The following is a 20,915-nucleotide window of genomic DNA, read 5'->3' on the forward strand; positions in this document are numbered from 1 at the left end:
TCTCTCAGTCCTCCAGGACGGTGATCCCCGGGAGCTCCTTGCCCTCGAGGTACTCCAGGCTGGCTCCACCGCCGGTGGAGATGTGGCCGAACGCCGCCTCGTCGAAGCCGAGCTGGCGCACCGCGGCCGCCGAGTCGCCGCCGCCGACGACCGACAGGCCGTCGACCTTCGTCAGGGCCTCGGCGACGGCACGGGTGCCGTCCGCGAACGCCGCGGTCTCGAACACGCCCATCGGGCCGTTCCAGAAGACCGTGCGGGCGCCGGCGAGCGCGGCCGCGAACGCGGCACCGGACTCCGGTCCGATGTCGAGGCCGAGGCTGTCCTCGGGGATCCCGGAGGCAGGTACGACGCGGGGCTCGGGCGCGCGGTCGCCGGACGGGAACGCGGTGTCGACGACGATGTCGGTCGGCAGCACGATCTCGACCCCGGACTCCTGCGCCCGGGCGAGGTAGTCGCGGCAGGTGTCGAGCTGGTCCTCCTCGAGGAGGCTGGTGCCGACCTCGTGGCCCTGGGCCTTGAGGAAGGTGAACACCATGCCGCCACCGATGAGCAGCTTGTCGGCCTTGCCGAGCAGGTTGTCGATCACCCCGAGCTTGTCGGAGACCTTGGACCCGCCGAGCACCACCACGTAGGGGCGCTCCGGGTCGACGGTCAGCCGGCGCAGCACGTCGATCTCGGTGGCCACCAGCTGGCCCATCGCGTGCGGCAGCCGCTGCGCGACGTCGTACACCGACGCCTGCTTGCGGTGCACCACCCCGAACCCGTCGCTGACGAACCCGTCGGCCAGCGACGCGAGCTGGTCGGCGAACGCGCCGCGCTCGGCATCGTCCTTGCTGGTCTCGCCGGCGTTGAACCGGATGTTCTCCAGCAGGGCCACGTGGCCGTCGGGGAGGTTCCCCACCGTCTCCTTCGCGCTCTCCCCCACCGTGTCGGTGGCGAAGGCGACCGGGGTGCCCAGCAGCTCGCCGAGGCGGGCGGCCACCGGCTCCAGGGAGTACGCCGGGTCCGGCGAGCCCTTGGGCCGGCCCAGGTGGGCGGTCACGACCACCCGGGCGCCGGCGTCGGCCAGCGCCCGGATGGTCGGCACGCTCGCCCGGATCCGGCCGTCGTCGGTGATGGTGGTGCCGTCCAGCGGCACGTTCAGGTCGGAGCGGACCAGGATCCGCTTGCCCTGGAGGCTGCCGCCGAGGGCGGCAGCCAGGGTGTCGAGCTGTGCCATCCGGGTCAGAGCGTCTTGCCGACGTACTCGATCAGGTCGGCGAGCCGGTTGGAGTAGCCCCACTCGTTGTCGTACCAGCCGACGACCTTGACCTGGTTGCCGATGACCTTGGTCAGCGGGGCGTCGAAGATGCAGGACGCCGGGTCGGTGACGATGTCGGAGGAGACGATCGGGTCGGTGGAGTACTTGAGGAAGCCCTTGAGCTCACCCTCGGCCGCCGCCTTGACGATCCCGTTGACCTCGTCGACGGAGGTCTCGCGGCCGGCCTCGAAGGTGAGGTCGGTGGCGGAGCCGGTCGGCACCGGGACCCGCAGCGCGTAGCCGTCGAGCTTGCCCTTGAGGTCGGGCATGACCAGGCCGATCGCCTTGGCCGCACCAGTGGAGGTGGGCACCACGTTCAGCGCCGCGGCCCGCGCGCGACGCGGGTCCTTGTGGATGTTGTCCAGGAGGTTCTGGTCGGAGGTGTAGGCGTGCACCGTGGTCATCAGGCCCTTGACGATGCCGAGCTCGTCGTGGAGGGCCTTGGCCATCGGGGCGAGACAGTTGGTCGTGCACGACGCGTTGGAGATCACGTGGTGGTTGGCCGGGTCGTAGTCGAGGTGGTTCACCCCCATCACCGTGGTGAAGTCCTCGTTCTTCGCGGGGGCCGAGATGATCACCTTCTTGGCCCCGGCGTCGATGTGGGCGCGAGCCTTGGTGGCGTCGGTGAAGAAGCCGGTCGACTCGACGACCACGTCGGCACCGATGTCGCCCCACTTCAGCGCCGAGGGGTCACGCTCCGCGAACGCGGCGATCTCCTGGTCGCCGACCTTGATCGCGTTCTCGGTCGAGGTCACCTCGGCGTCGAGGCGACCCAGGATCGTGTCGTACTTGAGGAGGTGGGCCAGCGACGCGTTGTCGGTGAGGTCGTTGACACCGACGATCTCGATGTCGGCACCGGACGCGCGCACGGCGCGGAAGAAGTTGCGGCCGATCCGGCCGAAGCCGTTGATGCCTACGCGAACAGTCACGGGAGTGCTCCTCGGGAAAGACGGTCTGGTCGGCCCGCTGTGCGGCGGGCCACATCGATCACGACCCTATCGCCCGCGTGCAGGCGCGGCGACAGGGCGTTCGTCCTACGTGCGGGTAACCGAACGGCCCGGGGCTCAGGCCTCCTCGGCGAGCATCTCCGGGGTCAGCGAGGCTTCGGTGTCGGGGATCCCCATGTCCTCGGCTCGCTTGTCGGCCATCGCGAGCAGCCGGCGGATCCGGCCGGCGATGGCGTCCTTGGTCAGCACCGGGTCGTGCAGCTGCCCGAGCTCCTCGAGCGAGGCCTGCTTGTGCTCGAGACGGAGGTCACCGGCCATGCGCAGGTGGTCGGGCACCTCGTCGCCGAGGATCTCGAGGGCCCGCTCGACGCGGGCCCCGGCGGCGACGGCCGCGCGGGCGGAGCGGCGCAGGTTGGCGTCGTCGAAGTTGGCGAGCCGGTTGGCGGTGGCGCGGACCTCGCGGCGCATGCGCCGCTCCTCCCACGCCATCAGAGTCTCGTGGGCACCGAGCCGCGTGAGCAGGGCCCCGATCGCGTCGCCGTCCCGGATCACGACCCGGTCGACGCCACGGACCTCGCGGGCCTTGGCCTGGATGCCGAGCCGCCGGGCGACCCCGACCAGGGCCAGCGCGGCCTCGGGCCCGGGGCAGGTGACCTCGAGCGAGGAGGAGCGCCCGGGCTCGGTGAGCGATCCGTGCGCGAGGAAGGCGCCCCGCCAGGCGGCCACGGCGTCGCAGCCGCCACCGGAGACCACCTGCGGGGGCAGGCCGCGGACCGGCCGGCCGCGCTGGTCGAGCAACCCGGTCTGGCGGGCCAGCGCCTCGCCGTCCTTGACCACGCGCAGGACGTAGCGGCTGCCCTTGCGGATGCCGTTGCCCTGGACCACCGCGACCTCGGCGGTGTGCCCGTAGATCTCGGCGATGTCCTTGCGGAGCCGGCGGGCCGCCGCTCCCGTGTCCAGCTCGGCCTCGACCACGATCTTCCCGCTGACGATGTGCAGGCCCCCGGCGAACCGGAGGGTGGTGGAGACCTCGGCCTTGCGACAGCACGTCTTGGTGGTGGTGGTGCTGGCGAGTTCCGACTTCACCTGTGCCGTCATTGCCATGCGGCCGATCCTGTCACACGACTCATGATCGCGCGGCAGGCTTCGGCAAGCAGCTGCGCATCGTGACGCGGCGTGCCGTCGCTGGTCCGGACCTCGGCCAGCACCAGCTCCCCGCCGCTGCTGGCGACCGTCCCCTCCAGCACCGTCCGGTCCGGAACGGTCGAGGGGTCGGCCAGCACGGTGTCGATGCGCAGGTCGGGCGCGTGCTCGAGCAGCGCGGCGAGGTGGTCCTCCGCGGCGTACCCGCTGGTCTCCCCCGCCTGCTCCGCCAGGTTGAGCACCACCAGCACTCGCGCGTCGGTCTCGACCAGGGCCCGGCGCAGCTCGGGGACCATGAGGTGCGGAAGCACGGAGGTGTACCAGCTGCCGGGGCCGAGCACGACCCAGTCGGCCTCGCGGACCGCCTGCACCGCCTCGGGGCAGGCGACCGGGTCCTCGGGGTCGAGCTGGATGCCGACGAGCTGGCCGCCGGTGGTGGCCACCTGCACCTGGCCGCGGACCAGGTCGACCCGCTCGGGGTCGGCCGGGTCGACGCCACGCACCCGGGCGGTGATGTCCATCGGGGTGATCGCCATCGGCAGCACCCGGCCCCGGGCGCCGAGCAGCCGGCCGACCCAGGCCAGGCCGTCGACGTGCTCGCCGAGGAGCTCCCAGAGCGCGACGATCAACAGGTTGCCCACGGCGTGACCGTGCATCTCGCCGTTGCCGGCGAACCGGTGCTGCAGCACCTTCGCCCAGGTCTGGCCCCAGTCGTCGTCGCCGCAGAGCGCGGCCAGCGCCATCCGGAGGTCGCCGGGCGGGAGCACCCCGAACTCGTCGCGCAGCCGCCCGGAGCTGCCGCCGTTGTCGGCGACCGTGACCACCGCGGTCACGTCGTCGACCACGTGCCGCAGCGCGGAGAGGGTGGCCGCGAGGCCGTGCCCTCCCCCGAGCGCGACCACCTTCCGCGGCAGCAGCCCGCCGGCCGCCGGCGCGACCGTCCCCTCGGTCATTCGCGTCCCAGGTCGCGGTGCGTGGCCCGCGCGGAGTAGCCGAGCTTGCGCAGCCGCGCGGTGATCTCCTCGGACATCGCCACGCTGCGGTGCTTGCCGCCGGTGCAGCCGATGGCCACGGTCATGAACCGCTTGCCCTCGCTCAGGTAGCCGCCGGCGGCGGTCTCCAGCACCGGGACGTAGCGGTCGAGGAACTCCTGCGCCCCCGGCCGCTCCTTGACGTACGTCGCGACCTCCGGGTCCTGCCCGTTCTGGTCGCGCAGCTCCGGCACCCAGAACGGGTTGGGCAGGAACCGCATGTCGGCGACGTAGTCGGCGTCGACGGGGATGCCGTACTTGAAGCCGAAGCTCACCACGGTGATCTTGAGGCTGGTCGAGTGCGGCGAACCGAACGCCTCGGCCACCTTGTCGGTGAGCTGGTGGACGTTGAGGCTGGAGGTGTCGATGACCACGTCGGCACCGCTGCGCAGGTCGCTGAGCACCACCCGCTCGCGCTCGAGCCCGTCGAGCAGCCGGCCGCCGCCCTGCAGCGGGTGCGGTCGGCGGGCCGCCTCCTGGCGGCGTACGAGGACGTCGTCGTCGGCCTCGAGGAACAGCAAGGTGGTGCGTCGGCCGGTGGCGCCCTGCGCCAGGTTGGCCTGGAGCGAGTCGAAGAAGGAACCGGAGCGCACGTCGACCACGACCGCGATCGGCTGCTGGACGCCCTTGCTCTCGTCGACCAGCCGGACCACGTCGCGGAGCAGCTGCGGCGGGAGGTTGTCGACCACGTAGTAGCCGAGGTCCTCGAGCTCCTTGGCCGCGGTGCTGCGCCCGGCTCCGGTCATCCCGGTGACCACCACGACCTCGCCGCGCGGGTCGTCCTCCTGCTCCGGCGCGCTCATCAGTGCTCCTCGATCTCACCCGTCGACGTGTTGACGGAGACAGTCTTGCCGGTTCGTTCGGCCACCGCATCCTTGATCGCCCGGGCGGTCGCCGGGCCGATGCCCGGGACCTGTGCGATCTCCTCGACCTCCGCCGCCCGCAGCTTGCGCAGCGAGCCGAAGTGCTTGAGCAGGGTCTTGCGGCGCACCTCGCCCAGACCCGGCACGTCGTCGAGCAGGCTCTCGACCATCGTCTTGGAGCGCCGGGACCGGTGGTGGGTGATCGCGAACCGGTGCGCCTCGTCGCGGATCCGCTGGAGGAGGTAGAGCCCCTCGCTGGACCGCGGGAGGATCACCGGGTCCTCCTCGGACGGGAGCCAGACCTCCTCGAGCCGCTTGGCCAGCCCGCACACCGGGATGTCGTCGATGCCGAGCTCGTCGAGCGCCCGCTGGGCTGCGGCCACCTGCGGCGGACCGCCGTCGACGACCACCAGCCCGGGCGCGTAGGCGAACTTGCGGGGACGCCCGGTCTCGGGGTCGACCAGCATCGGGCCCTCCTCCCTCTCATCGACCCCGTCGCCGTCGGCGCCGCCCGTGTCGAGCGCGCCCTGCCTGGCCTGCTCGTCGAGCAGCCGCCGGAACCGGCGCGTGATCACCTCGTGCATCGAGGCCACGTCGTTCTGGCCGTCGACGCCCCGGATCACGAAGCGGCGGTACTCGCCCTTGCGGGCCAGGCCGTCCTCGAAGACCACCATGGACGCGACCACCTCGGTGCCCTGCAGGTTGGAGACGTCGTAGCACTCGATCCGCAACGGCACCTCGGACAGGCCGAGCGCCTCCTGGATCTCCTCCAGCGCCCGGTTGCGCGTGGTCAGATCGCTGGCCCGCTTGGTCTTGTGCAGGCCGAGCGCCTGCAGGGCGTTGCGGGCGACGGTCTCCTGCAACGCCTTCTTGTCGCCGCGCTGCGGCACCCGGAGCGCGACCTTGCCGCCGCGGAGCTCGCCGAGCAGCTCCTCCATCGTCGCGGGGTCGGGCGGCAGGGCCGGCACCAGGATCTCGCGCGGGATGGTGTCGCGGCCGTGCTCGCCGGCGTAGAGCTGGAGCAGGAAGTTCTCGACGAGGACGTCGGTGTCGCCCTCCTCCACCCGGTCGGCGACCCAGCCGCGCTGACCCCGGACCCGGCCGCCCCGGACGTAGAAGATCTGGACGGCGACCTCGAGCGGGTCCTCGGCCAGCGCGATCACGTCGGCGTCGGTGCCGTCGCCGAGCACCACGGCCTGCTTCTCCAGCGCCTTGTTGAGGGCGCCGAGGTCGTCGCGCAGTCGGGCCGCCTTCTCGAAGTCCAGCGCCTCGGAGGCGGCGTACATCTCCTTCTCGATGCGGCGGACGAACGGCCGGGTCTGTCCGGCCATGAAGTCGCAGAAGTCGTCGACGATCGCCCGGTGCTCCTCGGCGGTGACGCTGCCGACACAGGGCGCCGAGCACTTGTCGATGTAGCCGAGCAGGCAGGGCCGCCCGATCTGGCCGGCCCGCTTGAAGACGCCGTTGGTGCACGAACGCATCGGGAAGACCCGCAGCAGCAGGTCGACGGTCTCGCGGATCGCCCAGGCGTGGCTGTAGGGACCGAAGTAGCGGGTGCCCTTGCGCTTCGCGCCGCGCCCGACCATCACCCGCGGGAACTCGTCGCCCACGGTGACCGCGAGCCAGGGGTAGGACTTGTCGTCGCGGTACTTCACGTTGAACCGCGGGTCGAACTCCTTGATCCAGGAGTACTCCAGCTGGAGCGCCTCGACCTCGGTCGCCACGACCGTCCACTCGACGCTGGCCGCGGTGGTGACCATGGTGGCCGTGCGCGGGTGGAGGTTGCCGAGGTCCTGGAAGTACGACGAGAGCCGGGCGCGGAGGTTCTTCGCCTTGCCGACGTAGACAACCCGGCGGTGCGCGTCGCGGAACCGGTAGACCCCCGGCTGGGTGGGGATCGACCCGGTCTCCGGGCGGTACGTCGTCGGGTCGGCCACGCCTCAACCCTACGGGCCGGCAGGGACAGCCCACGGCTCCCCCGACGCCGGACGACACGCCCGCGTGGAATGGCCTTCATTTAGTCTAGTGAGTTAGTTTACTTACATGCGCACGGTGGACGGCTACGGCCTCGAGCTCACCGCGAGCCGCGAGGCGGCCGCGGCGTACAACCGCGGCGTCGACCGGGTGCTCCGGCTGCGGAACGGGGCGGTCGACTCGATCGCGATGGCGGTCGCACTCGACCCCACGTTCGCGCTCGGGCACGCGGCGCTCGCGCTGCTCGGGCACGAGATGTGCGCCCAGGTCGACATCCCCGCCCGCCTCCGCGACGCCCAGCTGCACGCCCGGCGGAGCACCGTCCGGGAGCGCAGCCACGTGCACGCGATCGTCCAGCACCTCCGCGGCGACTCGACCGCGCTGGTCGCACACCTCGAGCGGCACCCCGGCGACGCGCTGCTGCTGTCGACCGCGGTCCCCACCATCGCCTTCGCCGGGGTCACCTCGGTGCCCGAGGAGGCCTGGGAGATCGTCGAGCGAGCGGCGCCGGCGTACGGCAACGACTGGTGGTACGCCGGCCTGCTGGCGTTCATGCGCCAGGAGCAGGGCCGGTTCGACGAGGCGATGGACCTGGCCTGCACGTCCCTGGCGGAGGCGCCCGACGCCGGGCACTCCGCGCACGCCCGGGCGCACGCGCACTACGAGACCGGCGACCACGCCGCCGGCCTGGCCTGGATGGACGGCTGGGTCACCGGCGACGGCGCCGCCACCGACAGCCTCAGCCACTTCTCCTGGCACGCCGCCCTGCACGAGCTCTCGACCGGTGACCTCGACGCCGTACGCCGGCGCTACCACGACCAGCTCCGCCCGGAGCGCGGGCTGGGCTGCCGGGCCCTGGTCGACAGCGGGTCGCTGCTCTGGCGGTGGGCGCTGACCCCGGGCGCGTCCGACGTACCGCCGATGGAGGAGGTCGCCCGCAGTGTCGACGACGAGTCGATCACCCGCCCGGCGACGCCATTCCTCGGGATGCACGCCGCGGTGGCCCTGCTCGCGCTCGACGACGCGGCCGGGCTGGAGCGCCTGGCCACGTGGACCGGGGGCCACCGGGACCGGACCCAGGCCGAGGTCGTCGCGCCGCTCGCCCGGGCGATGGGGCTGATCGTGCGCGGCCGGTGCTCCGAGGCGGCCGACCGGCTCGCCGCGCTCGGCCCCCAGGTCTGGCGGGTCGGCGGCTCCGACGCCCAGCGCGAGGTGGTGGAGGAGACCCGGATCGCGGCGCTGCTGCGAGCCGGCCGCTACGACGAGGCTCGAGACGTGCTCGACCGGCGGCTGGACCGCCGTCGATGTCGTCGCGACGAGGCGTGGCGGGCGGCGGCTACGCCGTCGTGACGTCCTGACCGTCGACGGTCACCTTGGTCTCGGGCAGCGCCGAAGGAGCCGGTCCGGCCTGCACGGAGCCGTCGCTGATCGAGAACTTGCTGCCGTGGCACGGGCAGTCGATGCTCCCGTCGGTCACCTTGGTGACCTCGCAACCCTGGTGGGTGCACTTGGAGCTGAACGCCTTGAACGTCCCCTGCTCGGGCTGGGTCACCACCAGCCCCTCCTTGGCCAGGATCACGCCGCCACCCACCGGGACCTCGCTGGTCGTGGTGAGCACGGTGCCCGACGTCGGCGCCTTCGCCTCGGCTCCACCACTGTCCTCCGAACCGCAGGCGGCCAGCAGCGGCACCCCGACACCGAGGGCGGCAGTGCCACCGAGGACGGAACGGCGGCTGAACGTGGTCTCGTCGGTCACGTGGTCGTCTCCTGGGTCGAGGGTGCGGTCAGCGTAGCGACGCGCCGGTGACCTCACGCCTCGACCACCTGCCCGCCGACCACCTTGACCGCGGTCTCGGGCAGCGGCGACGGGGCGGGGCCGCTCTGGACGGAGCCGTCGTCGATGGAGAACCGGCTGCCGTGGCACGGGCAGTCGATGGTGCCGTCGGCCACCGCGTTCACGGTGCACCCCATGTGGGTGCAGGTGCTGCTGAACGCCTTGAAGGTGCCGGCCTCCGGCTGGGTGACGACCAGCGCCGGGTTCGTGAGGATGACGCCGCCCCCGACAGGGACGTCGCCGACGGCGACGATGCCCTGGCCGGCCTTCGCGCCGGCACCGGGCGACCCGGACGGGGTCGACCCGGAGGTCGTGCCCGAGGACGTCCCGGACGAGCCCGACGACCCGCTGTTGCCGCCGCAGGCGGCGATCAGGGGTACGCCGACGCCGACCAGCGTCGCGCCGGCGAGGGCCTGGCGGCGGGTGAGGGGTTCCACGTGAGGTCGCTCCTCGGGGTCGGCCGGGTCGTTCCCCTCGAACCTAGCCCGGCACACCGGGTCGCCCCATTGTCCGGTGGTACTAGTACCGGACCGGGGCTACTTCCTGGTCGCGGCCTTCCTCGCAGCCGCCTTATTCGCCGGCGCCTTCCGTGCGGTCGCCTTCCTTGCGGTCTTCGTCGCGGGAGCCCGCCGCGGCTTCGCCGGCTGCTGGGCGGCCCGGCCCTCGAGCATCGGCGCCAGGAACCGGCCGGTGTGGCTGTCGGAGTGCTCGGCGACGTCCTCGGGGGTGCCGGTGGCGACCACGGTGCCGCCCCGGGAGCCGCCCTCGGGGCCCATGTCGACCAGCCAGTCGGCGGTCTTGATGACGTCGAGGTTGTGCTCGATCACCAGCACCGTGTTGCCGGCGTCGACGAGACGGCCGAGCACCAGCAGCAGCTTGCGGATGTCCTCGAAGTGCAGGCCGGTGGTCGGCTCGTCGAGGACGTAGACGGTGCGCCCGGTGGAGCGCTTCTGCAGCTCGGAGGAGAGCTTCACCCGCTGTGCCTCGCCGCCGGACAGGGTGGTCGCCGGCTGCCCGAGCCGGACGTAGCCGAGCCCGACCTCGCACAGCGTCTTCATGTGCCGCGAGATCGCCGGCACCGCCGCGAAGAAGTCGGCCGCCTCCTCGATCGGCATGTCGAGGACCTCGGCGATGGTCTTGCCCTTGTAGTGCACCTCGAGCGTCTCGCGGTTGTAGCGGGCGCCGTGGCAGACCTCGCACGGGACGTAGACGTCCGGCAGGAAGTTCATCTCGATCTTGATCGTCCCGTCGCCGGCGCACGCCTCGCAGCGGCCGCCCTTGACGTTGAAGGAGAACCGGCCCTGGAGGTAGCCCCGCATCTTCGCCTCGGGGGTCGAGGCGAACAGCTTGCGGATGTGGTCGAAGACGCCGGTGTACGTCGCGGGGTTGCTGCGCGGGGTCCGCCCGATCGGCGACTGGTCGACGTGGATCACCTTGTCGACGTGCTCGGTGCCGGAGATCCGCCGGTGCCGCCCGGGGACGGTGCGCGCGTTGTAGATCTGCTTGGCCAGCGCGGTGTAGAGGATGTCGTTGACCAGCGTCGACTTGCCGGACCCGGAGACGCCGGTGACCGCCACGAACAGGCCGAGCGGGAACGAGACGTCGACGTCCTGGAGGTTGTGCTCCTTCGCCCCGTGCACCGTGAGCTCACGGCCGACCGTGCGCGGGCGGCGTACGGCGGGGACCGGGATCTCCTTGCGGCCGGAGAGGTACTGGCCGGTCGCGGAGTCGGGGTGCTCGAGCAGCCCGGTGACGGTGCCGCTGTGCACGACCTGGCCGCCGTGCTCGCCGGCGCCCGGGCCGATGTCGACGACCCAGTCGGCGGTGCGGATGGTGTCCTCGTCGTGCTCCACGACGATCAGGGTGTTGCCGAGGTCGCGGAGCCGGACCAGGGTCTCGATCAGGCGCTGGTTGTCGCGCTGGTGGAGGCCGATGGACGGCTCGTCGAGGACGTAGAGGACGCCGACCAGGCCGGCGCCGATCTGGGTGGCGAGCCGGATCCGCTGCGCCTCGCCGCCGGACAGCGACCCGGACGGCCGGTCGAGGGTGAGGTAGTCGAGGCCGACGTCGAGCAGGAAGTTGAGCCGCTCCTGGATCTCCTTGAGCACCCGCTCGCCGATCTGGCGCTCGCGCACCGACAGGTCGAGGTTGCGCAGGTGGTCGGCGGCCTCGCTGATCGGGAGCGCGCAGACCTCGGCGATGTTGAGGCCGCCGTTGTCGCGGCTGCCCAGGGTCACCGCCATCGACACCGGCTTGAGGCGGCTGCCCGCGCAGGCCGGGCACGGCACCTCGCGCATGTAGCCCTCGAACCGCTCGCGGCTGGTGTCGGACTCGGCCTCGCGGTGCCGGCGCTCGATGTAGGGGCGGACGCCCTCGTAGGCGGCGTAGTAGGACCGCTCGCGGCCGTAGCGGTTCTTCGAGCGGACGTGGACCTTGGTCGGGTGGCCGTCGAGGATGACCGTGCGGATCCGCTGGGGCAGGTCCTCCCACGGAGTGTTCAGGTCGAACCCGAGCTCGTCGCCGAGCGCGCCGAGCAGCCGGACGAAGTAGTCGGCGACGTGGGCACCGCTCCACGGCTGGATGACGCCCTCGCCGAGCGTGGCCTGCGGGTCGGCGACCACCAGCTCCGGGTCGACCTCCATGCGGGTGCCGAGGCCGTGGCACTCCGGGCAGGCGCCGAACGGGGAGTTGAACGAGAAGGAGCGCGGCTCGAGGTCGTCGGTGTCGAGCGGGTGGTCGTTGGGGCACGACATCTTCTCGGAGAAGCGGGCCTCGCGGTCCTTCGCCTTCGCGTCACGGTCGACGAAGTCGACGAGCACCAGGCCGGAGGCGAGCTGCAGCGCGGTCTCGATCGAGTCGGTGAGCCGGCGCTTCGAGGACTCCTTGATCGCGAGCCGGTCGACGACCACCTCGATGGTGTGCTTCTTCTGCTTGTTGAGCGTCGGCGGGTCGTCGAGCTGGTGGATCTCGCCGTTGACCCGGGCCCGCGAGAATCCCTGGGACTGCAGCGACCGGAACAGCTCGACGTACTCGCCCTTGCGGCCGCGGATCACCGGCGCCAGCACCTGGAACCGGGTGCCCTCCTCGTTGGTCATCAGCCGGTCGACGATCTGCTGCGGCGTCTGCCGCTCGATCGGGGACCCGCAGACCGGGCAGTGCGGCCGGCCGGCGCGGGCGTAGAGCAGGCGGAGGTAGTCGTAGACCTCGGTGATCGTGCCGACCGTGGACCGGGGGTTCTTGGAGGTGGACTTCTGGTCGATCGACACCGCCGGCGAGAGGCCCTCGATGAAGTCGACGTCGGGCTTGTCCATCTGGCCGAGGAACTGGCGGGCGTACGCCGAGAGCGACTCGACGTAGCGACGCTGGCCCTCGGCGAAGATGGTGTCGAAGGCCAGGCTCGACTTGCCGGACCCGGACAGGCCGGTGAAGACGATGAGGGAGTCGCGGGGCAGGTCGAGCGAGACGTCCTTGAGGTTGTGCTCGCGGGCGCCGCGGATGATCAGCTGGTCGGCCATGAGGTCTGTGGGGTTCCCGTCTCGATGCCTGATGATGCACGCCTGTGCTGCGTCGTGGTCGTGCCTAGCACAGACTACCGACAGTTCGAACAGGTGTTCGCACGACGCGCGGGGTCGACGGTCGTGGAAGGCTGTGCCCATGACCCTGCCCATGAGCGGCGTGCCCCCGACCGACCGACTGGCCGACGTCTACGACGCAACGACACGCTACCTCCGCACCCTCGACGGGCTCACGCCGGAACGGCTGGCGGAAGCCTCGCCGCTCCCCGGCTGGTCCCGGGCCCACGTCGTCGCCCACCTCGCCCTGCACGCGCTCGGCACCACGCGGGCCCTGACCGGGCTGGTCCAGGGCGAGCGGCTGCCGGTCTACGACAGCGCCGAGCAGCGGGCCGCGGACATCGAGGCGACCGCCGAGCTGCCCGCCGACGAGCTGCGTGAGCTCTCCTTCGACGCCTGCGACCGGTGGAAGGACGCGATCGAGTCGGTCAAGGACTGGGACGCGGTCATGGAACGGACACCGGGCACCGGTGCGTTCACCGCCGGCGAGTGCGTGCACATGCGCTGGCGCGAGGTCGAGATCCACCATGCCGACCTGGACGCCGGCTACACGCCGGCGGACTGGCCGGCCGCGTTCACGACGTACCTGCTCGACTACCTGGCCGACGACCGCGGCCGGGACCACGACCTGACGCTGCGCTCGCCGTCGCGGGAGCTGGTGCTCGGCTCCGGCGGACCGGTCGTCGAGGGTTCCGAGCACGACCTCGCCTGGTGGCTGCTGGGACGGGGCTCGGGTACCGGCCTGTCAGGAGAGGTTCCTACGCTGGGCCCATGGCGATGAGCGACCAGACCTACACCGGCGAGGTCGAGCCGGGCGGAGGCTCCGACGTCCGCGAGCTCGAGCACCTCACGATCACCAAGCTGGCGGTCGACCCGCAGATGTCGAACAACTGCTACCTGCTCACCTGCCGGGCCACCGGCGAGTCGGTGCTGGTGGACGCCGCCGAGTCCGGCGACGCGCTGCTCGGCCTCTGCGACTCCACGCTTGAGGGCGTGATCACCACCCACCAGCACTGGGACCACCACCGGGCGCTGGCACAGGTGGTGGAGGCGACCGGGGCGACGACGTACGCCGGGGAGCCGGACGCCGACGCGATCACCGACCAGACCGGGGTCGCCGTCGACGCCCGCCTCCACCACGGCGACCGGATCCCGGTCGGCGACCAGGTGCTCGAGGTGATCGCGCTGGCCGGACACACGCCCGGCTCGGTGGCGCTGCTGTACGACGACCCGACCGGGCACCCGCACCTGTTCACCGGGGACTCACTCTTCCCCGGGGGCGTCGGCAAGACCTGGTCCGACGAGGACTTCCGGACCCTGGTCGACGAGGTGTCGACCAAGGTCTTCGACCGGCTCCCCGACGAGACCTGGTTCTACCCCGGCCACGGCAACGACAGCACGATCGGTGCCGAGCGCCCTCACCTCGCTGAGTGGCGCGCCCGCGGCTGGTGAGCGCGTTCGGGCCGGACGCGCCACGTCGTCGACGACTTACCGCCTGAGGGCTGCTCTCACACGACGTCTCCGGGGTTGACCTTGAACTCGTGGTCGTCGCCACGGTTCATCTGCGCCTCGTGCAGGTCGTCACCTGGGCGCTGGCTCTCCGTTCCTCGGCGGCGTCGGCAAGACCGGGTCGGACGAGGAACTTCCGGACCCTGGTCGACGAGGTGTCGACCAAGGTCTTCGACCGGCTCCCCGACGAGACCTGGTTCTACCCGGGCCGCGACAACGACTCGGCGCTCGGCGCCGAGCGCCCGCAGCTGCCGGAGTGGCGCGAGCGCGGCTGGTAGGCGCTCACCTCGACGTCACACTGTCTCGAGGGACATCAGGTAGGCGCTGAGCCGGGCGTCGATCTCCTCGCGCGGGATCTCGCGCTCGCGCAGCTCTGCGAACCACCCGGCCGCCACCTCGTTGGGCGTGCTCAGCTCGAGCGCGATGTGGTCGGGGTCGCGGAAGTTGAGGTGGGAGCCGAGCTCCATGTCGCGGATCGGCGTGTACTCCACGCCGAGCTCCTGGAGCCGGCGCTCCCAGACGACGAGCTCGTCGCGGCTGTCCACGAGGAAGCCGAGGTGGTCGAGCCCGGTGGCGAGCTCGGTGAACCGGCCGCCGTCCGCCGCCTCGTGCCGGACCAGCCCCAGCACGAACGACGAGGCGCGGTGGCAGAGGATCCGGGCGTACCCGAAGTCCGCGAGCCGGAGCAGGCCCAGCACCTCGGTGTAGAACCGCTCGCTGCAGTCGAGGTCGCTGACGGTGAGGCTGACGTGGTCGACGCCGGTGAGCCGGGGCATCAGCCGAGCCTCCGCGCGTCGGCCGGCGGGCGGAGGCCGGGGCGGGGCCGCGCCAGCGGGGCGACGTACCAGGCCGTGCAGTGCGCCCAGGCCGACCAGGTGAAGAGGCGCTCGAGCTTCCCTACGATCGGGGGTGATGTCGGCATCTGGGCCTCCTTCGGACGACGCGACTCCGGTCGAGCGTGGCACCGGGGTCGGCGCCGTCGCGTCCGGTGAATCCCCCAACCCGGGGCCCCTCCTGGTGGGCCGGGAGGCCGAGCTCCACGAGCTCCGCACCCTGCTGGCGGACGCGGCCGCGGGGCGCTGCCGGGCGCTGCTGGTCGAGGGCGAGCCGGGGGTCGGGAAGACGACGTTGCTCGGGGCGGCCCGGTCGCTGGCGGACGGCTTCACCGTGCTGACCGCCCGCGGCGTCGAGGCCGAGGCGGGCCTGGCCCATGCCGGGCTGCTCGAGCTGCTGCGCCCGGTCCGCGACCTGGTGGCCGAGGTCCCGGACACGCAGGCGGCGGCGCTCGGGTCCGCGCTCGGCTGGTCGCCCGGCCCGGCCGCGGCCGACGGCTTCCTCGTCGCGGCGGCGACGCTGTCCCTCCTCGCGGCCCGGGCGGAGCGGGGGCCGGTCCTCGTCCTCGTCGACGACCTGCAGTGGGTGGACCGGGAGTCCGCGGCTGCGATCCTGTTCGCAGCGCGCCGGCTGGGCCCGGACCCGGTGGCGTTCCTGCTGGCCGGGCGGTCAGGGACTCTGACGCAGGAGACGCCCGAGGGCGTTCCGGTCCTGTCCCTGGGCGGGCTGGCCGCGCCCGAGGCGACCGCCCTGCTCCCGGCCGGTACGGCGCACCCGGTGCTCGAGGCGCTCGTCGCCGGCACCGGAGGCAACCCGCTCGCGCTCCTCGAGGCCGGGCGTCGGCTCGACGACGCCCAGCGGATCGGCGCCGCGCCACTGCCCGACCCGTTGCCGCCCGGGGAACGGCTGAACCGCCTCTACCGTGCGACCCTGGGCGACCTCTCCCCCGCCGCGCGACGCGCTGTGCTGCTCCTGGCACTGTCCGGGACCGGGGACGCGGACCTGGCCGCGGTGGCCACGGTGCTGGTCGCGTCCGGCGTCGACCCGGCGGCGGCGTGGGACGAGGCGCGCGGGTACGGCGTACTGGTGCGGGACGGCGCCCGGCACGGGTTCCGGCACCCGTTGATCCGCAGCACCGTGCTGGAGGACGCCGGCACCGCCGAGCTGGTGTCGGCGCACGCCGCGCTCGCCGCCGCGCTTCCAGCCGGGCACCCGGCCCGGGTCTGGCACCGAGCCTCGGCCGCGACCGGCACCGAACCGGCCGTGGCCGAGGACCTCGCCCTGCACGCGGCCGCCGACCGGGTCCGCCTCGGTCACGCGGCCGCCTCCCTGGCCCTGGAGCGCGCCAGCGCGCTCACCCCCGACCCGGACCTGGCGGCCCGGCGCCTGGCCGAGGCCGCGCACGACGCGTTCCTCGCCGGCGACGTGGCCCGGGTGCGCGCCCTGGTCGACCGGGTCCTCGCCGACGGCGCACCGGACGACGTACGGGGCGAGGCCCTGCTCACGCTCGGGACGCTGGAGCAGTACGCCGGCTCCGTGCCCCGCTCGGTCGAGCACCTCACGCTCGCGTCGTCCCTCCTCACCGGTCCCCCGCTGGTGCGTGCACTCGCCGAGCAGGCGATGGCGCGGTTCCGCCTCAACGACGTGGCCGGCTTCGCGACGTGCGCCGACCAGATCGACGCGGTCGCGGACCCTGACGACCCCGAGCAGCGGCTGCTGGCCGCCTTCTGCGGCGGCGTGGCCCTGATGCTCGCCGGCGACCTCACCGCCGGGCCGCCCCGGCTCGCGGAGGTGCGCCGACTGGCGGACCTCCCCAAGCTCCGCGCCGACCCCCGGGCGCTGCTGCTGACGGCGCTCGCGGCCGGCTTCACCGGGGAGGTCGGCGACGCCATGACCGTCGGGGCACCCCGGGTCGAGGAGGTACGCCGACGTGGCACGGTCGGCCTGCTGGTGCCCCTGCTGGCGATCCGCGCGGCCGGACGGGCCTGGCTCGGCGACCATGCCGGCGCCTTCGCCGACGCGGGCGAGGCGGCCGAGCTCGCCCACCACCTCGGTTACGCGGCGGACGCGTCGGTGGCCGTGGAGATGACGGCCTGGCAGCAGGCGGCCCGCGGCCTGCACGACGACGCCCGCGCCTCCCTGGACCGGGCCCGCGCGCTGACCGACCGGGCCGGGACCACCGGCGCCGCTGCCCACCAGGCCCTCACCGCCGCCTTCTGCGCGCTCTGCCGCGACGACCTGCCCGGTGTCGTCACGGTGCTCGAGGCACGGCTGGCCGTCGACGGCGGGGTGGGGGCTGTAGGCGAGCCGCTCGGCGTGGCTCCGCTGCTGGTCGAGGCGTACGTCGGGCTGGGACGGCTCGACGACGCCCGGGCGCTGGCGGCCCGCTTCGCCGAGGTCACGCCCCCCGCCGCTCCCCCGCTCTCGGTGGCGCTCGTGCACCGGTGCCACCTCCTGACCGCGGCGGACGATGCCACCGCCCGGGCCTCCTTCGACGCCGCGGTCGAGGCGCATTCCATCGCCTGGGACCCGTTCGAGGCCGCCCGCACCCGCCTGCTCTTCGGCGGCGGGCTGCGCCGCGCCGGCGAGCGGGTCGCCGCCCGCGAGCACCTGGCCGCCGCCCGCGACGTGTTCGCGTCCATGGACCTCACCCACTCGTCGACCCGGGCGGACCAGGAGCTCGCCGCGACCGGGGCCACCGCCCGGCGGCGTACCGGTGCCGGGGAGGACGCGCCCCTGACCTCCCAGGAGACCCGCGTGGCGCTGCTTGCGGCGCAGGGACGGTCGAACAAGGAGATCGCCGCGTCGCTGTTCCTCAGTCCCCGGACGGTCGAGCGGCACCTGGGGAACGTGTTCCGCAAGCGCGGGTTCCGCACCCGGACCGAGCTCGCCGCGACGTTCGTCCGGGAGGCCGGCCCACCGGTGGGCCGCAGCTGATCACTCGCGCCGGCGCAGCGTGCCGTGGTCCCGCCCGTCGCTGGGCGGGGCCACGGCACGACCCCTTTCCACCCGTCCGCGCCCGGGTCAGGCGTTCTTCCACATGTCGGTGAAGTGCCTCGCGTAGGTCTTCACGATCGCCGGGTTGGCGTTGCGCAGGATCACGTCGTCGAGCTTGAGCGCCCACGGGCTCCAGTTGTGGGAGCCAGTCCACACGAATTGCGCGTTGTTGTTGCCGCCGTAGGCGCCGCGGACGATCAGCAGCTTCTGGTGCGTCTTGATGCCGCGGTGCGTCGACGTGGCGAGCGGGATGCCGGCGCCGACGAGGGTCTTCCGGATCTCGGAGCCGAACGCGTCCCCGTGGAAGACCTTGACCACGCACCCGTTGTCCGCGAGCGCAGCGACCCGGTTCGCGATGGCCTGGCCGCGGGGGCCGTACCACGCGTGGGCCGAGATGAGGACGCGGGTTCGCGGTGCCGGCTCCGGACGACGGCACGTGATCGGGCCGAGCGCCTTCAGCACCGGGTCGCCGTACTTCGCGGTGTCCTGGGGCATGATCAGCGCGAGGTTCCTCCTCGAGGCCTCGACGATCCGGGGATCGCTGACCGGGCGGTCGAACTTCAGCTGCTCGAACCAGCGGCGGAACGGTGCGTACATCTCCGGGTTGTTCCGGAGCGTGATCAGGTCGCTCCACTGCTTCTCGGCGTTCGTGCTGGTCATGTTGTTCGAGCCGACCATGGTGACGTAGCGGGCCGTGCCGGCCCGCCCGAACATGTAGACCTTGCCGTGCATCTCGCCCCCGTCAGCCCGGCAGCTGTTGTGGCACAGGATCGCGAAGGACCGCCTCCCCGGCTTCTTGCCGAGCGCCCGCTGGAGCCGTTGCTCGGCCGGGAACACGTGGTGGTCGTCGAACACCAGGCGCACGCGGACCCCGCGGCGATGGGCCCGGATCAGGTTGTCGGCGGTGCGCCCGTCGGAGAACGAGTAGACCGCGATCCGGATCACCGAGCCGGACGGGGTGCTGTTGATCGCGCGGTTGATGTGGGTGAACAGGCGGTACTGCTGGGACTTCCTGCCGATCGGCCGGTTGAACCGGGCGCCGGCGGGCGGGGTGTAGTGGTCGGGGGCGCGCAGGGCGAGCGGGGCGGGTGCCGGAGCCGGGGCGGCCTGCGGAGCCGGCGCGGCGACGACCAGGCCGGCGGCGGCGGTCGCCAGTCCGACGGTGACCACGGCCAGCCGGCGGGCCAGGCAGGTGGGGTGGGGGCGGGTGGGGTGGGGGCGGGTGCGGTGGGTGGGCCGAGATGACACGGGGGCTCCCTTCACGGGCCGCGCACGACGCCGGCCGAGCGCATCAGGAATCACTTCCACCACTCATGTCACACGAACCACACCGGCGACCGCAAGGTGTCGGCGGGAACTACAGGGCTGTAGTTGCCGGATCCCGCGGTCAGTCCAGCAGCCGGCCGACGCCGTTGGTCAGCCGCACGACGTAGAAGCCGGTGTTGGCGTCGGAGTACCAGATCGACCGGCGACCGACGTCCCAGGCCGGTGCGGACATCGCGTAGGCGCCCTCGGCGTTCGGGAGGGTGACCTTCTTCCCCGGCATCAGCGGCCTGTTGAAGTAGGCGACCTCGCGCGGGTGCCGGACGTCGCGGATGTCGAAGACCCGCAGGCCGGACAGGATCATCGAGCAGCCGACCAGGTTCGGAGCCTTGCGTCGGGGCAGCGAGCAGTAGTGGGCGGCGTACCCCTGGGCGGGGAACGAGGCGCCGGGGTCCCCCGTCTGCCCGGCCCGGCGGTCCGGTTGGTGCGCCTCGAGGCGGATGTCGGAGACCACCCGCGGGTGCCGCGGGTCCTCCACGTCGATGATCCGGGCGGCACCGACCGGCGAGCTCACCGGGTCGGTGAGGCCGCTGAACGAGAACAGGTCGGTGAACTCGTCCACTTCGAGCAGGTAGTCGCGGCCGTCGCGGCTGAACGGCTCGGCCACCTGCGGGATCGAGCGCTCCCGCCAGGTCAGGTCGCTCAGCACGCCGACCTGGGGGTCCGGCTCGTGGTCCTGGACCTCGCTGACGTCGAGGATGCGCAGGCCGCCCCCGGTGACGCCGGTGGGGCCGGGCGAGCCGATGTTGGCGGCGTACAGCTCGCGGCCGTCGGCCGAGAGCCGCATCCCGTGGTACTGCACCCCGAGCTGGGAGAACACCGGCGTCGGCAGCCTCGGGTTGGTCACGTCGACGGCGACCAGCGAAGCCACCGTGCTGCTGCTCCAGAACGTCCTCCCGTCCGGGGACCAGCCCGACTCGTGGCCGAGCAGGCCGGACGGCGTGGTCGAGAGCAGCCTGGGGTGCCGGCAGTCGGTGCGGACGTCGTAGATGTCGAGGACGCCGGGGTACGTCGCGGCGGTGCCGAGGACCCCGGCCAGCAGCCCCCGCCTGCGGTTGAGCAGGAGGGTCTCGTGCGGGCTCTCCATCGCCGGTGTGGTCAGGGTGGCGGTCTGCCGCGGCCGCGCGGGGTCGGTCATGTCGAGCACGACCACGCCGGTGCCGCTGGCGGCGTTCGCCAGCACGTCGCGCGGGAAGACCAGCGTGGAGTCGTAGAACGCGCAGGTGTTGCCCTTCCGATCGGTGTAGCGGTGCACCTTGAAGCCGCCGCTGGTGCCGTGGTGGGCGATCTCGCGGGTGTTGCAGCGGTAGCCCTTCGCGGCCCGGCCGGTCGTGTAGTCACGGGCCGGCACCCGCCCCTGGTACGAGGTCTCCGGCCGCGCCCCGGGCCCGCACTGCGCCTTGGGGGTCGCCTCGGGGAAGTCGTACGACGAGCCGAAGCTGGAGGCGGCGGTCAGCGCACCGGCCACCCCGGCCACGAGGACCAGGGCGACGGCCAGGCGGCGAACGGCGGGCTGGCGGCGGGTCGGCGTCACGGGTCCTCCGGGCGGGCTGGGTCATCGGCTGGGTGGGTCCTCCCCCGTCCAACG

Annotated in this window: 18 protein-coding genes; 5 read left to right on the forward strand and 13 right to left on the reverse strand. The window is 72.8% G+C overall.

The window, feature by feature from the left end; genetic code table 11:
• Positions 1–4: 4 nt before the first annotated feature.
• From EKO23_RS05815 to uvrC, 6 genes are all read right to left on the reverse strand, one after another.
• The gene (locus EKO23_RS05815; RefSeq protein WP_134715023.1) at positions 5–1,219 is read right to left on the reverse strand and encodes a phosphoglycerate kinase; all 1,215 of its coding nucleotides are present in this window, start codon (positions 1,217–1,219) and stop codon (positions 5–7) included.
• A 5-nt stretch (positions 1,220–1,224) separates the two neighbouring features.
• Positions 1,225–2,229: a type I glyceraldehyde-3-phosphate dehydrogenase gene (gene gap / locus EKO23_RS05820; protein ID WP_134715025.1), complete on the reverse strand. Its 1,005-nt coding sequence runs from the start codon at positions 2,227–2,229 to the stop codon at positions 1,225–1,227.
• A gap of 135 nt (positions 2,230–2,364) precedes the next feature.
• The gene (gene whiA / locus EKO23_RS05825; RefSeq protein WP_134715028.1) at positions 2,365–3,351 is read right to left on the reverse strand and encodes a DNA-binding protein WhiA; all 987 of its coding nucleotides are present in this window, start codon (positions 3,349–3,351) and stop codon (positions 2,365–2,367) included.
• Entirely contained in the window at positions 3,342–4,343 is a 1,002-nt protein-coding gene (locus EKO23_RS05830; RefSeq protein ID WP_134715030.1) for a gluconeogenesis factor YvcK family protein, read from the reverse strand. Before EKO23_RS05830 ends, whiA begins: the two co-directional genes overlap by 10 nt.
• Positions 4,340–5,224, reverse strand: coding sequence for an RNase adapter RapZ (gene rapZ, locus EKO23_RS05835; RefSeq protein WP_134715032.1), 885 nt, complete (start codon positions 5,222–5,224; stop codon positions 4,340–4,342). The genes EKO23_RS05830 and rapZ overlap by 4 nt, the downstream gene beginning before the upstream one ends.
• Complete coding sequence (gene uvrC, locus EKO23_RS05840) at positions 5,224–7,221, reverse strand: excinuclease ABC subunit UvrC (RefSeq protein ID WP_134715034.1); 1,998 nt, start codon at positions 7,219–7,221, stop codon at positions 5,224–5,226. The genes rapZ and uvrC overlap by 1 nt, the downstream gene beginning before the upstream one ends.
• A 106-nt stretch (positions 7,222–7,327) precedes the next feature.
• On the opposite strand from uvrC, the gene EKO23_RS05845 reads away from it, so the two are divergent.
• Complete coding sequence (locus EKO23_RS05845; protein WP_134715036.1) at positions 7,328–8,608, forward strand: tetratricopeptide repeat protein; 1,281 nt, start codon at positions 7,328–7,330, stop codon at positions 8,606–8,608.
• Here EKO23_RS05845 and EKO23_RS05850 read toward each other — a convergent pair.
• The 3 genes from EKO23_RS05850 to uvrA all read right to left on the reverse strand — a co-directional run bounded on the left by EKO23_RS05850 (position 8,595) and on the right by uvrA (position 12,607).
• A complete protein-coding gene (locus tag EKO23_RS05850) occupies positions 8,595–9,014 on the reverse strand; it encodes a Rieske (2Fe-2S) protein (RefSeq protein ID WP_134715038.1) in 420 nt (139 codons plus the stop codon). The two genes, EKO23_RS05845 and EKO23_RS05850, sit on opposite strands and share 14 nt — an antisense overlap.
• A 53-nt stretch (positions 9,015–9,067) precedes the next feature.
• Complete coding sequence (locus EKO23_RS05855; RefSeq protein ID WP_217702491.1) at positions 9,068–9,529, reverse strand: Rieske (2Fe-2S) protein; 462 nt, start codon at positions 9,527–9,529, stop codon at positions 9,068–9,070.
• A gap of 99 nt (positions 9,530–9,628) precedes the next feature.
• Positions 9,629–12,607 (reverse strand): excinuclease ABC subunit UvrA, encoded by a 2,979-nt coding sequence (gene uvrA, locus EKO23_RS05860; protein ID WP_134715043.1) that lies wholly within the window; start codon positions 12,605–12,607, stop codon positions 9,629–9,631.
• 139 nt (positions 12,608–12,746) lie between these two features.
• On the opposite strand from uvrA, the gene EKO23_RS05865 reads away from it, so the two are divergent.
• The 3 genes from EKO23_RS05865 to EKO23_RS05875 all read left to right on the forward strand — a co-directional run bounded on the left by EKO23_RS05865 (position 12,747) and on the right by EKO23_RS05875 (position 14,451).
• Positions 12,747–13,445 carry a maleylpyruvate isomerase family mycothiol-dependent enzyme gene (locus tag EKO23_RS05865; protein ID WP_167880338.1) on the forward strand — a complete coding sequence of 233 codons (699 nt, stop codon included), beginning with the start codon at positions 12,747–12,749 and terminating at the stop codon, positions 13,443–13,445.
• Positions 13,436–14,116 carry an MBL fold metallo-hydrolase gene (locus EKO23_RS05870; protein ID WP_246050926.1) on the forward strand — a complete coding sequence of 227 codons (681 nt, stop codon included), beginning with the start codon at positions 13,436–13,438 and terminating at the stop codon, positions 14,114–14,116. The genes EKO23_RS05865 and EKO23_RS05870 overlap by 10 nt, the downstream gene beginning before the upstream one ends.
• Positions 14,117–14,205: 89 nt before the next feature.
• The gene (locus EKO23_RS05875) at positions 14,206–14,451 is read left to right on the forward strand and encodes a hypothetical protein (RefSeq protein WP_134715047.1); all 246 of its coding nucleotides are present in this window, start codon (positions 14,206–14,208) and stop codon (positions 14,449–14,451) included.
• A 15-nt stretch (positions 14,452–14,466) separates the two neighbouring features.
• Here the strand turns inward: EKO23_RS05875 and EKO23_RS05880 are convergent, their stop codons facing one another.
• Together EKO23_RS05880 and EKO23_RS25105 are read right to left on the reverse strand one after the other, a co-directional pair.
• A complete protein-coding gene (locus tag EKO23_RS05880; RefSeq protein ID WP_134715049.1) occupies positions 14,467–14,949 on the reverse strand; it encodes a VOC family protein in 483 nt (160 codons plus the stop codon).
• The gene (locus EKO23_RS25105; protein ID WP_167880339.1) at positions 14,949–15,095 is read right to left on the reverse strand and encodes a hypothetical protein; all 147 of its coding nucleotides are present in this window, start codon (positions 15,093–15,095) and stop codon (positions 14,949–14,951) included. The genes EKO23_RS05880 and EKO23_RS25105 overlap by 1 nt, the downstream gene beginning before the upstream one ends.
• Positions 15,096–15,190: 95 nt before the next feature.
• On the opposite strand from EKO23_RS25105, the gene EKO23_RS05885 reads away from it, so the two are divergent.
• Positions 15,191–17,944 (forward strand): AAA family ATPase, encoded by a 2,754-nt coding sequence (locus tag EKO23_RS05885; RefSeq protein ID WP_167880340.1) that lies wholly within the window; start codon positions 15,191–15,193, stop codon positions 17,942–17,944.
• Between the two features lie 87 nt (positions 17,945–18,031).
• Here EKO23_RS05885 and EKO23_RS05890 read toward each other — a convergent pair whose 3' ends face one another.
• Complete coding sequence (locus tag EKO23_RS05890) at positions 18,032–19,252, reverse strand: phospholipase D-like domain-containing protein (RefSeq protein WP_167880341.1); 1,221 nt, start codon at positions 19,250–19,252, stop codon at positions 18,032–18,034.
• A 139-nt stretch (positions 19,253–19,391) separates the two neighbouring features.
• Positions 19,392–20,861, reverse strand: coding sequence for an LVIVD repeat-containing protein (locus EKO23_RS05895; protein WP_217702492.1), 1,470 nt, complete (start codon positions 20,859–20,861; stop codon positions 19,392–19,394).
• Positions 20,862–20,915: the final 54 nt, after the last annotated feature.

The organism is Nocardioides guangzhouensis, from assembly GCF_004519545.1.
Lineage (GTDB): Bacteria > Actinomycetota > Actinomycetes > Propionibacteriales > Nocardioidaceae > Nocardioides > Nocardioides guangzhouensis.